Annotated in this window: 9 protein-coding genes and 1 pseudogene; 5 read left to right on the top strand and 5 right to left on the bottom strand. The window is 34.8% G+C overall.

Translation table 11 applies throughout. The annotated features are described in order from the left end of the window. Positions 1-167: 167 nt before the first annotated feature. The 4 genes and pseudogenes from OZX61_RS06990 to OZX61_RS06975 form a co-directional block, all read left to right on the top strand. Positions 168-2,807 carry an autotransporter assembly complex family protein gene (locus OZX61_RS06990; RefSeq protein WP_277094327.1) on the top strand — a complete coding sequence of 880 codons (2,640 nt, stop codon included), beginning with the start codon at positions 168-170 and terminating at the stop codon, positions 2,805-2,807. 17 nt (positions 2,808-2,824) lie between these two features. Continuing rightward, entirely contained in the window at positions 2,825-7,318 is a 4,494-nt protein-coding gene (locus OZX61_RS06985; RefSeq protein WP_277094326.1) for a translocation/assembly module TamB domain-containing protein, read from the top strand. 351 nt (positions 7,319-7,669) lie between these two features. Next, positions 7,670-8,089, top strand: coding sequence for a hypothetical protein (locus tag OZX61_RS06980; RefSeq protein ID WP_195770857.1), 420 nt, complete (start codon positions 7,670-7,672; stop codon positions 8,087-8,089). 187 nt (positions 8,090-8,276) lie between these two features. Further along, positions 8,277-8,534: pseudogene (locus OZX61_RS06975) on the top strand (PAAR domain-containing protein); the annotation flags it as partial. A gap of 486 nt (positions 8,535-9,020) precedes the next feature. On the opposite strand, the gene OZX61_RS06970 reads toward OZX61_RS06975, so the two are convergent. From OZX61_RS06970 to OZX61_RS06955, 4 genes are all read right to left on the bottom strand, one after another. Continuing rightward, positions 9,021-9,632, bottom strand: a complete 612-nt coding sequence (locus OZX61_RS06970; RefSeq protein ID WP_195770855.1) for a YetF domain-containing protein — start codon at positions 9,630-9,632, stop codon at positions 9,021-9,023. 433 nt (positions 9,633-10,065) lie between these two features. Beyond that, complete coding sequence (locus OZX61_RS06965; protein WP_277094325.1) at positions 10,066-10,719, bottom strand: GNA1162 family protein; 654 nt, start codon at positions 10,717-10,719, stop codon at positions 10,066-10,068. Further along, on the bottom strand, positions 10,716-11,081 hold the full coding sequence (locus OZX61_RS06960) for a DUF4810 domain-containing protein (RefSeq protein WP_195770853.1): 366 nt from the start codon (positions 11,079-11,081) through the stop codon (positions 10,716-10,718). The genes OZX61_RS06965 and OZX61_RS06960 overlap by 4 nt, the downstream gene beginning before the upstream one ends. 15 nt (positions 11,082-11,096) lie before the next feature. Beyond that, positions 11,097-11,780 carry a CsgG/HfaB family protein gene (locus OZX61_RS06955; protein ID WP_277094324.1) on the bottom strand — a complete coding sequence of 228 codons (684 nt, stop codon included), beginning with the start codon at positions 11,778-11,780 and terminating at the stop codon, positions 11,097-11,099. Between the two features lie 209 nt (positions 11,781-11,989). Here OZX61_RS06955 and OZX61_RS06950 point away from each other — a divergent pair, with 209 nt between their 5' ends. Continuing rightward, positions 11,990-12,661: a PAS domain-containing protein gene (locus OZX61_RS06950; RefSeq protein ID WP_277094323.1), complete on the top strand. Its 672-nt coding sequence runs from the start codon at positions 11,990-11,992 to the stop codon at positions 12,659-12,661. Between the two features lie 15 nt (positions 12,662-12,676). Here OZX61_RS06950 and OZX61_RS06945 read toward each other — a convergent pair whose 3' ends face one another. Then, complete coding sequence (locus OZX61_RS06945) at positions 12,677-13,582, bottom strand: pyridoxal-phosphate dependent enzyme (protein ID WP_277094322.1); 906 nt, start codon at positions 13,580-13,582, stop codon at positions 12,677-12,679. Position 13,583: the final 1 nt, after the last annotated feature.

The following is a 13,583-nucleotide window of genomic DNA, read 5'->3' as shown; positions in this document are numbered from 1 at the left end:
TTGTAGATACGCTCAAAAAAAACTGTAGAATTATAGATAGATGATGGATTATCTCATTATTAAAATGATGTATGATAGATCAAACTTGATGGAACTGCCCCTTTGTTGCATGTTTTGTTACAAACGCAGCATCATTCCGACAATAAAAAAACTGGTTGTTGCTCTCTATGCTTTTAAAAAAACATTTTAAAAAGTTGGTTCTTGTTCAACATGTACAAAATATATTAAAGGTGAATGATATTCAGCGTTTAATATGCACCACTTTGTTATTTGGTTTTTGTTCATATAGTGTTGCGCAAACAGCAGATACAAATAGTACTTCGTCGAAAACAATAAATAATGCAACTCAGCTCGACAGTATGCAGCTTTTACAACAACAGCAACAGAATCCTACTTTAACTGACTTTAAACCTATAGATTTAAAGGATTTAGATAATATACCAAGTGCCTCTGTTGATGCGAGTATGTCGCAAGAAATCATGCAAGATGCAGATCAGGCCAAACAACAAGCACAGATGAGTAGAGAAAAAAACCTACCTGTGACAAATACGCAAATCCCTCCACAAACAGCAGCCCAGATTACACAGATTCAAAACAATACTGTTAATGTGAATGAGGTCATGCAGTCTATTGAAACTGCGCATAAAAATGATCTTACTCAGGCACAAATAAATAGTAGTCAGAAAAAAGGTGCCATTTTTGATGATGCGACTTTTGACGTTCAGCCTGAGGAGGAAGAAAAGGGCTTCTTTAAACGTCTAATTCATCGTTTTAAACCTCGTAGTGACAGTACTGCTGTTTCTACACCAAAAATTTCAGTTCAAGTGGAAGGTGCACCGCCTATTCTTGAAACAAATATAAAAAATAAGTTATCTACGTTTACGCAAGAAACTTTTGAAGATTATAGTTCGGCATTACCACAATTACGTACGCAAACGACGCAAGCAGCACAGGCTGTTGGCTATTATAATGCTCAGTTTAAATTTCAAAAGATAAGTAGCAGTAAGGTTCGAGTCATTGTTACTCCGAACGAACCTGTTAAGGTTGCTCAGCAAGATATTGAATTCACAGGCGAAGGCTCTAGCACACCCCAGTTTCAAATTATTCGTTTAATTCCTGATTTAGATATTGGTGATATTTTAAACCAAGGAAAATATGAAAAAACTAAATCTCGAATTGTAGAAGCAGCAAGCGATAATGGATATTTTGATGCCTATTGGCGATTACACGATCTAAAAATTCAGCTTCCTGAAAATAAAGCAGATATTAATTTACGTTATGAAACTGGACAGAGATATAAATTATCGAATGTTGAGTTCCGAATGAGTGATCCGACAAAGCCATTTCCTCTAAATATGAAAGTCCTACAAAGTATGGTGCCTTGGGATAAGGGGGATGATTATGCATTTTGGCGTGTGAACACATTGGCGAATAACTTAACAAACAGCAGATACTTTAACTGGAGTCTTGTCGAAACGGTTAAACCTGATCCAGTTACAAAACCGTTAGAGTTACCACCTGATATTCAAGCATTGGTTGACCAGCAAAAAATTACATTGAGTGAAGCACAGTCTGAAAATACATCCAATCAATCTAAAGAAACCAATACCACAGCTTCATCTAAAGAGGTTAAACAACACGTAGTAGATGAGCAGCAATTTGCCGGTACTGAAGATAAAACGAAGAAAGAAGATGGACAAGTCGATTCACAAAAATCACAAAATACTGAGCAAAATAAATTAAAAGCTCAGGCACGAGAAACAAAAGAAGTGCCTGTGATCGTGACTATTAATGCAGATAAATTGAACAGTGCTGAACTCGGTTTGGGTTATGGAACAGACACGGGTGTGCGTGTACGTACACAATATCGCCGTGCAATCGTAAACCGTTTTGGCCATTCGTTTGATGCCAATATGGAAGTTTCCCAGATTCGTCAAGCTATTGATGCGCACTATACAATTCCATATAAACATCCATTAAATGATTATTTTAATTTAGTTTCTGGTTATGAACGTAATCAGTTCGATGGTGTGGGCCCAAATATGAGCCTGACCACAGAAACAGCGATTGCAGGTGCGGAAAGAATTATTCGTAATCCTTTTGGTGGATGGCAACAGTCTTTTGGATTCCGTTATCGTTTAGATAAAATTCACCAAATTGGTCAAGTAAATACCGATGATGTGCCAGCAGCATTTTTAAGACCAGGTTCAAGCCCTGAGCAACAGGCATTACTATTGGGATATCAACTTTCAAAAACCAATAGTAATGATCCTGTAAATCCTGTGAAAGGTTTTAAACAAACCTATAAGCTTCAACTTGGTTCAAAATCAGTCGTGTCTGATGCAAATATGGCAATTTTAAATGCTGATTGGAATTTTATTTATTCACTTGGAAAAAATTATAATCATCAGTTTATTGGTGGTGCAAAATTGGCATATATCTTTACAGATGATTTTGCCAATGTTCCATATAACTTAAGATTCTTTGCTGGTGGCGATCAGAGTTTACGTGGATTTGATTATAAAGCCCTATCTCCTGAAGAAGATGGTTATAAAATTGGTGGTCAAGGATTGGCAGTCGGTTCATTAGAATATAACTATCAGTTTAAAGAAGGGTGGCGTGCAGCAATTTTTACTGATTTTGGAAATGCATATAACAAAAATTTTAGTAATCCAATTGCATACAGTATTGGTACAGGAATTCGCTGGCAATCACCGATTGGACCTATACGTTTAGATATTGCCTCTGGTATTTCTGATCCAGGACATCCTATTCGTTTGCATTTCTTTATTGGTTCTGAACTTTGATTTTTGGATGAGATAACATGACGGTACAACAAGAAAAGCCAAAATCAGGTTGGTTAAAAAGAATTTTTATTTCTCTATTATTGATTTTTGTAGTGTTATTGGCTGCACTGGCAATCATGTTTTCAACAGAGCGAGGCAGTAAGTTTTTATTAGACCGCGTACTCTCACATCAAAGTATGCTGAAATATCAATATGAGCGTGGTAGTTTTCTAGACGGTCTTATTTTAAATAATGTTGATGTGAACTTAGATGCACTCGAAATTAAGATTAAGCGTGCCGATTTAGTCATTGGGTGGCGTGCTGTTTTAGAGCAAGAGGTTCATTTTTCTCGTGCCAATATTCAAGAATTACAAATTATTGATAAAAAACCGCCAAGTAATAAGCCATTTGAATTTAGTGATATTAATATGCCTGTTACATTGCGGTTGGATCAGGCGAATCTAGATGTATTAAGAATCAAAACAACCACATCTAGTACAGATTTGAAAGATTTGCACCTTAAAGACACTTTATGGAAGGGCACTAAACTCACTTTTAAAGAGGCTAACTTAAAAGTTGGTGATTATGTTGCTATTCATAAAGCCAAAGGGATGATGGATTTTAAACAAAAATATCCATTGAATGTGACAGCACAGGTAGATATTCCATCATTGCATGCCATTAATATAAAAAATATTTCGGTAGATGCAAGAGGAACACTAGATTCGATTGCTGCAGGGTTTGCAACAAATACACCAGATTTACTGAGCGGTAGAATGATTGTTCACCCTGTGCGTGAAAATGTTCCAATGAAAGGGCAATTGAACTTTAAAAACTATCATTTACCATTTGCGACAGATCAAAAACTGTTTATTCCATCTGGAACTGCATATTTAAATGGTTCGGCTTCGGATATGTCTATCAATTTAAATGCAGAATTATCTGGCAAGGATGTACCTAAAGGAAGCTATAGAGCAGACTTATATGTAGATTATGTGCATCAAATGAAGATTAACCAGTTCCAAGGAAATTTAATGGGAGGTGTTATTAACCTTTCAGGAATTTTAAACTGGGAAAAAGCTTTACGTTGGGATGTAAAAGGCAATTTAAATGGTCTAAAAGCCTCAGATCAATCAATTCCAGCATCAATCAAAGACTTTTTACCTCCAGATATGGATGGTACTTTAGGTGCTGTAGGTGACTTAGATAAGGGAACACATTTAAATGCATTTATTAATTTTAATAAATACGAAAAAATCAATTTTAAGTTAGCACAATCAGAACAAAATCCAACAGACCCGAAAGTAACACCACCTATGAAAATGAATGTTTCATGGTCTGATATGAATCGTGCAATGCCTTATATTGGTTGGTTAAATAGTCCAAAAGGGCAAGCAGATATTGTACTTGATGGACAAAAAACTTCGGTAAATACAAATTTAGATGTTATTAAAAATCCGAAAGGAACGTTACCAACAGGACAATATCTAGCAAATGTTTTACTTAACGGTAATGATTTAAATATACCTGAGTTTAAGTATATTACACCGCAAGGTGGATTAGTTGGCGATGCTAAAGTCTTACTGCCTACTGAAAAAAGACTCTTGAAGTGGGATGCTAATTTACAAGCAAAAAACTTTAATCCACAAACTGTCGCAGAAGCTGCACCTGTTGATTTATTGAATGGCTCATTTAAAGCGAATGGCTATGCAGAGAAAGATGCACAAATTATACAGTTAAAAGCGATTGATTTAACTGGAAAAATGGCACAGCAAAAAGAAACTATTCAATTAACAGGAGAAACCACAGCTTCTATTCTAATGAATGATGAAAAGCATGGTGGTGGGTTACGTGGTTATGGTGTCATTTATCATGGAAACTTAAAATCTAGTCAGTATCCAGATGCCAATGGCGCATTAAATATAAAGATTGCTGGTACTTCAGATAGTATTCAAGTGAATCAATTCCAACATGAAGGAACAGCAGGAAAAATCTTGGCAAATGGTATTGTAAGTTTACACAATGGCATTGGTTGGAATATGAATGCTTCATTGGTTAAGTTTAAACCTCAATACTTTGTTTCTAAGGTTCAAGGTGAAGTTTCAGGTGTTATTAAAACACAAGGGGTTTGGTCTGATCAGGCAAAACGTATCTCTATAGAAGATTTAAATTTAGCAGGGATTATTAATCGCCAGATTCTTCGCGGTAAAGGGAAACTTAGTTTAGTACTTAATACCAAAAATAATACTCTTGTACCACAACAGTTTGAAGCAAATAATTTATTCCTTGCTTATGCTGGGAATCAAGTTCAGGTTACGGGCAATGCGCAAGATTTAGATGTAAAACTAAATGCACCTTCGCTTTCTAATATATATGGTGGGCTGTCTGGAAATGCTTACGGTACATTACATCTAAAAACTCAACCAAATTTAAAAGCAATTGCAAATATTAATATAGATCGTTTGGTGTACGGTGGCCAATTAAATGTTGAGAAAGTACGTATTCGTGGTGAGTTACCGACTTCAGAAACGACGCCAAGTACGCTAAAAGCAGAGCTGACTAACCTAAATTATGGCAATAGACAAATTCAATATGGTGGATTAACACTTTCGGGTACACGTTCTTCACATATTGTAAGCTTGCAAGCATGGAATAGATATTCAAAGTTTTATGTCCAATTAGCAGGTGGTTTTAATGCAAATAATGATTGGTTAGGACAAATTCAAAAAGGAACTTTTGACTCTGTTCGTGCGGTGCTGAATCAACAGTCGAATGCCAATGTCGTTTACCGTACAGGCACTAAACAGCTTTATATTGGTGAGCATTGTTGGGCAAGTAATCAAAGTAAATTGTGTTTTGATAAGCCAGTTCAAATTAGTCCAACAAGTGGAGATGTTTCTTTCGTTGCAAACAATTTGAACTTAAATGATTTCTCTGCATTTATGCCAAGTGGTTTAGCTATGACTGGGGAAGTTGATGGTTATGCTAAAGCACATTGGTCAGAAGGCCATAAACCAAATATTGATGCAAGTATTATTGCCAAAAATGGTCAGATTGGTGTTGCATCGGATGATCCTGATGATCCAGCGACAACAACCAGTTATCAGCAAATGAGTCTTATTGCAAAGAGTGTAACTGAAGGTCTACTTATGCGTTTTGATGTCAAAACGGCAAACATTGGTAATGGTTATGCAAGTGTGGTCATTAATCCGTATGATCAGAATTTGCCAATGCAGGGTGAACTAGCATTCTCAAATGTTGACCTAAAATTCTTAAAACCATTCATTCAAGATGTGAGAAGTATAGGTGGTACATTAGATTTTGCTGGAAAAGTAGGAGGAACACTTTCTAAGCCACTAGCAACGGGTGATTTAAGGCTAAAAGATGGTTCTATTAGTATGATCTCTATGCCTGTGAATCTGACAAATATTCAGATGTATTCTGCTGTTCGGCAAAATCAAGCAACAATTATGGGTATTTTTAACAGTGGGCCGGGTACAGGAAAAATTGATGGTTTTGTAAATTGGGCAAATGATTTACATGTCCAACTAAAAGTACAGGGTGATAATTTACTTGTTAAACAAACACCACTTGTCACTGCTTTGGTGAACACTAAAGTCGATTTAGATATTTATCCAATGTCTCGTAGTGTTGTCGTGAATGGAAAAATTGATATTCCTCGTGCGATTATTAATATGCCAGAGACAAGCCCAGATGTAATTAATGTTTCTTCAGATGCACGCGTTGTTCATTCTGGAGACGACCTAATCGCGATTCTTAAAGCATCTAAACCTTGGAATATACAAGCTGATATTGATTTGTCTTTAGGTGACCGCGTGGTCTTCCAAGGGTTCAATAGCCGTATTCCTTTAACGGGAAGATTATATTTATCTCAGCGTGGTAGTGAAATTGCTATGAGTGCTAATGGAGCTATTGGCGTCAGTCAGAAAGTGAAGATTGAAGCATATGGTCAATCATTAGATCTTAATCGTGCGATTGCACGTTTTAATGGCCCTTTGGCAAACCCAACTTTAGATATTGATACCACGAAAAAAATCTCAAATACGACCGTCGGTGTAAGAATTACGGGTACAGCAACCACACCTAATATTCAAATTTATAATGATGGTGGCTTATCTGAACAAGAAGCATTGAATGCGTTAATTACAGGTCGTATTAATGAGGGAAGTAGTAGCCTAAGTCAAACTGAGGGCTTTAAGTCTGATGTAAATAACACGTTGGCTGCGGCAGGGATTAGTCTAGGACTGGGTGGGACACGTGCATTCACAAACCAGATAGGTCATGCTTTTGGCTTAAGTGGTTTAGCATTAGATGCCCAAGGTACTGGTAGCGATACTCAAGTTAGTGTGACTGGTTATATTACTCCAGATCTATATCTTCGTTATGGTGTAGGCGTATTTACTGCAGTAAATACACTGACATTACGTTATCAAATGAATAGACGGTTGTATTTAGAAGCAAGTGAGTCAGTTGAAAGAGCTATTGATGTATTTTATAACTGGCGTTTTTAGTTCAATCATATAAATATGCATGCTCATAGCTTGTAGAAAACTAGATGTTCTGTGTGTAATTCAGGCATCTAATTTTCGGTAATAGTTTTTTAAGAGCTTCAGCAGGCTAAACGATGACTGTAGGTAACTTATTAGTAAGGGTTCGTTGTAAAGCCATTGCAGATTATATTACAAGTATAGACAAGAGGTATTCAGGTAATAAGGTTTATAATTTTGATATAGTGTAGCTAAGTTAATAAATACCTAACAGTTTGATTTGTTAAATACAAAATAAATATAAATGATATATATAAAATATAGTAGATTGTTTTTGTGACATAAGTCACTTTATTTTGGTTTTTAGAGTTTTTTATGAATTTTTTGAGAAAGAAAATATTATCTTGTTTAGGTGCTTTGACGGTTCTTGGTTTTTTCGCTGTAGCGGGTGCTCATGCAGAATCAGGGTATAGAGTTTGTGCAATTATGAAAGAAGGTAGTGGTGCAAACTTAACGAAAGGCCTTATTACTAAAGTATCTAAAGAAAATGGTGGAGATGCATGCGGTAGAAAAATAAACTTCATGACTCAGTATTATTCAAATGCATACCCTGGTCAGAGCGGTATAACAAATAGTAGTGTATTTAAAATGATACCGTGTGAAGATTTTTCGGGTGCTATTGGCTTAAAGGTAGATATGTGCAAGTCTATGCAAGTAAATAAAATCTATAGATATCATACATCTACAAATGAAAGTAACATATCCAATGGAAATCTAAGTTTTTGGCATAACTAGAAATGAACCACCTTCGGGTGGTTTTTATATGCAAAATTTTAAAAATATTGTGATTAAATCATTCTTAAAATAATAACAAATGATAAGTAGTACAAAATTGATATGAGGCTATTAGAATAAAATTTCACTAGGCATATAAATGTGATATATTTATATAATATATATTATTATGTGAATTATTCTACATATGAAAGGCTTTGCTATTCATAATGCACCGACCGATCATGGTGGTGCTATCCCATCAACACTCTCAAATGTGTTTCAAGAGGGAAATCCCTTTGTAAGGGCTGGAGATGGACACTACTGTCCAAAATGCAAATGTTGGTCTACCGTTGTGAGAAGCCATGACCATATGATTATGTTTGGTCAGCCTGTTGCTTATGAAGGTGATAAATTAACATGTGGAGCAACAATACAGCCTCAACAAACTCATGTTGTTGGGGATATTAAATAAATGGTTATTACTACAATATAGAAACTGGACTATATGAAGGAAAAATTGCTACGGAGAAAGGAAGTATAGAAGATGTATATGCTTATAAAGTTAAGAATTCAGAGACTGATTTTATTGACCCGAAGAGTACCAATATTACATGCCAAAAATTTCAAGAATGCTCTAGAGTTGAGTTGTTTTACATGAGTCTAGACTGCGACAATAGAGGGTGATAGATATTATTTTATAAAAAAGCATCCAACAACGTTATCTATTCTTAGAAATCCTATTTTATAGGGGACATCAGATTTTATTGAATATGATCTTTTGAATTCGAAAAGTCAAAAAGATTTTAGAAATTTATGCTACTACCGTTATGATCTGACTGACATTCAACAATGTGAAAATTTATTCAGATATTAAATCTGATTAGAGTATTAGTCTTAATGAATGCTGAAATAAATACTCTAATCAAATACATGACATCATTTAAACAAGTTATTTTTTAATTGAATAACTTTCGAGAGTTTTTTCACTTCCGTCATTAAATGTAATAAAAATTTTATCTTCGTAATATTCTGCGAGGAAAATGGCACTTACATCGATACGGTTTGTTTCTAATAAAAGCTCTAAACGTTCTTTGTCAATCTCTTGTTCATCAATAAGGGTATCGAAGAAGACACCCCGAAGGATAATAATTTCAGAGGGTAACACTGGTTTATCTTTAATAGCAGCCAATTGGCCATCGGGTTGTATCTCGGCATAATACACTTCTTGAAATGAGCTAAAACCAAGACATTGAAGTTGAGATAGAATCCTTAACATATCTATTTTTCTACGCTTTTGCTCGATTTTATCAAGTAAAAATTTACCATGCTTAATAACAGGAATAGACTCTCCAATAGTGACTGCTCGAATACGTAAAATATGATGAGAGAGATAATTTAAAAATAACATAAAGCCTACGCTCATAAGCAACATGATCGTGAAGCCCGTAATTTCTAAATCTCCATTGTAAATTGATCCACCTACGACAGCTCCAAAAATAAAGTTTCCAAAAAAATCTACAGCTGTAAACTGTGTGAGCTGAGTTTTTCCGATAAAATTCATGTATGAAATAATAACAGTGAATGAAATAACTATTTTTATTAATAGGAATACATAAAATGATATTGGCATTTTTATTGTCCTAAATTAAAGTTTTATTAATAGTGATTTGTCATTTATTTTTTTTAATAAATGCAACTTATACGACATATTGTATATTTGTTTTTGTCTTGATCTAACTTTGATTTTTAGTAGTTTTGTAGAGAAGATAGTAAATTTTAAACCGTATTTTCAATTATTTAAAGTATTTGATAAGCGATTTAAATCAAGTTTTAAAGTCAGAATTAGTGCGAAAATAGATCAGGAAATATTCAGATTTTATTAAAATATATCAATGATTTAGTGTGTAGGTTGTAAGGGTGTATCAAGTAAAAGATGCTCATTTTTTATATATAGGTAGAAAAGGAAGCCTTCAATTGAAGACTTCTTATTTTACTTACTGCTGAAATTTTGGAGAGCGAGGGCCAACCAATAGTCCATGTTGTTGATCTTGTGTTGGTGTGAAAAGCTGATTGTTTACATTCATCGATAGAGGATGTGCATGATCATTTAAACTACTTGTGATCTGATTCACGACTGCACTGACAACCATCGCAATTAAGCCACTGTTATTTTCAGAAGTTGCTTTACGTACAGATTCTTGTCCAGTCCATAAGACTGTACCTGTTTTTAAATCTACAAGTTTAGCTTCAACTGAAACGGTGGATACACTGTCTATAACTTTATATTGAGTACCGTACTCTTTAATCTGTGTATATAAACCTGCATCTGCACCAAAGATTTCTTGTAACTTTTGTGTTGGAATAGACTGAGCATCGTTTCCGTTGGTAATTCCATTTTCTTTAAATAATTGATCGACAATAGATAAAGGAAATACGTAATAACCTGCCTCTGCTACAGGAACAGCAACAGTCGACCAATAGCCATAAGTTGCTTTGACATCTGGAGAGTTATTAATTGGTGGAAGTACTAAAATAGATTTGGGCATATGTGATTTATATGCACTTAAATCTTTTGGTGGAGTATGTTGGGTAGTTGCACAGCCAGTCAAAATAAGCGCACTAAAAACTAAAGATAAGAACTTATTCATTTAAGTGCTCCCTGATCTAACTTATTTTTATCACCAAGCATACGATTAATCAGAGTTGTAGATTCTGGATAAACTTGGCGCTCTAAATTAAAGTATTCTTCAGACTTTTGTACATTGCCTTCATTTAAATACATTAGACCTAAATGTGCATATAACCCTGGAGGAACACCTAGTTGAGCTGCTTTAGCTTTTTGTATATCTGCTTGTAACTTTTCAATTTGCTGACTTGCAGTAGCTTTTGCAGGTGCACTATACATGAGGTAAGTTTGATCTGGAAAATTGCCCCAGTAATACAATGGTTTAGGTCCAGCAGCACAACCTGTTAATAGCAATAATGCAAAAAGTGTATATATTGTTTTCATTGATGATAAATCTTCTTAGTTACTCGGTTTCCATTGGTTATTTTGGATGCCATTCACTAAATTGTTTACAGCTTCACGAATTGCTAGATCTAAAACCTTACCATTTAAAGTTGAGTCGTAAGATGCTGTTGAACCAAACCCGAGAATTTCACGTTCACCTAATGCATATTCTCCAGCGCCTTGTGTAGAGTAAACAACTTCTGAGGTAGTTACATCTACAATATTGAGATTAACTTTTGCATAAGCAACTTGTTGTTTTCCACGGCCTAAAATACCAAAGAATTGTTGATCGCCTACTTCTTTACGTCCAAACTCGGTGACATCGCCTGTAACTACGTAACGTGCACCTTTAATAGATTGTGCTTTACCGCTGTAGCCTACTTCTTGTTTTAGTTCTGAAAGATTGTCACGATTAAGTACAGAGAAGTATCTAGATTGCTGTAAATGCGTTTCTAAGATTGTTTTTGCTTGTCCACCTAAACGATCCGTATTATCTGAAAAAATACCTCTCATATAACTCGATCTATTGTCAAACTTACCAATAGAAACTGATGTTTTAGGTCCATTGTATTGGTTTGTAGATGTGGCAGAAATGACTTGAGCACTTTGAATAGTTCTTGATGTTTCAGTTGCTGCACAACCAAAAAGTGATAATGTCAAAGCAGGTATAAGAATAATTGAAAGCTGATTAATATTCATGCTAAATGTACTTAAAAAGGATAAATATGAAGTTTAATATTATCATAGTGTTACGATACTTTGTTTTTTTGCGAATAAAAACGTTTATTTTACAAGTTTTAAAATGAATTTTCACTCAAATCTCTTTTCAAGCACTTAAGTATATCTGCTAAATAATCTTTAAGTTAAACTATCGCCGTATATCGCTGTTTTTATTTGAGAATTGATGTATGGATAAAATGAATAAAGAAAGTTTAGCAAATAGTCTAATGAGTATTGTTGATGCTTTATCTTGTATCGTTGGAAAGAATATTGAAGTAGTTATACATGATTTGACGAATCCGAATCATTCAATTATTAAAATATTAAATGGACATCTTTCTGGAAGAAAGGAAGGAGATAGTGTCTTAAATATTCCAGATCATGATTTGGGGTCAATTGGATTATTGGTTGACCAAAACAAAAATGTCAGTAATCCACAAGTATTTAAAGGCTACGAAACAAAAGTAGCAGGTCGAATTTTCACGAGCTCTACTGTCATATATAAAGATGAGAATCAACAACCAATATTTGCAATGTGCTTTAATGCAGATCAAAAAATATTAGAAACAGCGAAAAACTTATTGTCACAGCTTTTACCTAGAGATGAAAGTTTAGCTGTTGAAGAAAGTGAACATACACTACAAAAGAAAATTGCTGAAATTATCCATTTTGCTCTGCCGCAACACAATCTTTTAAATACAAAAAGATCAAAAGCAGAAAAAATTGAGATTGTAAAAGTGATGCAAACACAAGGTTTGTTTTTAGTAAGAGGTGGTGTAGAAGCAGCGGCAAATGCTTTAGGTGTTACGCGCTACACTATTTATAATTATCTAGAAGAAATAAAGACAAAGCCTATCTAAAGATAGGCAGTTGCTTTAGAGACTAAGAATGTGTTCAGCACTCATGGTCGAGCCTCCACAGACAATAACCAGTATATTATTATAAGGGTCGAGTATATCTTTATTGCTATAAATACAGGCCAAGCTTGCACCACAAGCAGGTTCTACGACAATGCGATGGTCTGCAAGAAATGCTTTACATGCATGAATGGCTTCTTGGTCAGAAACAAGAATGCTATGTATATGATGCGTTTTTGTGACATAGAATGCTTGGTCACATATTTGCTTTGCACCTAATGAGGTTGCGATGCTTCTAATTTCTTTTAATGAAGTCGGTTTATTATGTTGAATAGCCAAATGGAGTGAGGCAGTCCCTTCTGTTTCTATCGCAATAATTGGAATATGAGTTAATTTGTTTCGAGTAAGTCCTTCAGCAACACCTGCTAGCAAGCCACCACCACCTACAGATAGCACAATAACATCAGGCTGAATCTCTGCATTTACAATTTCGTCAATAAGAGTAGCGTGTCCTGTCCAAAGTAAAGGATCGTCAAAAGGATGAATAAAAGCATCTGAATCGGTAATTAAAGATAACGCATATTCATTTGCTTCTTGCCAAGAATCTCCTTTAACGATGACCTCAGCATCTTCTAGCTGTAATAAATTTATTGCGGTTATTGATGTAGTTCTTGGCACAACAATAATACTAGGTACATTTAAGATTTTTGCAGATGTTGCAACTGCAAGTCCTGCATTTCCTCCTGAAGATGAAATGAAGCGTTTTGCACCTTGCTTTAAGTAAGTTTCACAAGCCAATGCCACACCGCGCATTTTAAATGACCCTGAAGGTTGTAAGGCATCTATCTTTAGCCAAACATTTTTATTTAAAGATTTACTGAGTGCTGATGAACGAATGAGTGGTGTATTAATATGTAATGGCATG

The organism is Acinetobacter sp. ESL0695, assembly GCF_029392135.1.
GTDB classification, from domain to species: Bacteria; Pseudomonadota; Gammaproteobacteria; order Pseudomonadales; family Moraxellaceae; genus Acinetobacter; species Acinetobacter pollinis.
Note: the sequence above shows the minus strand (reverse complement) of the source record. Positions and strands in the feature narration are given on the sequence as shown.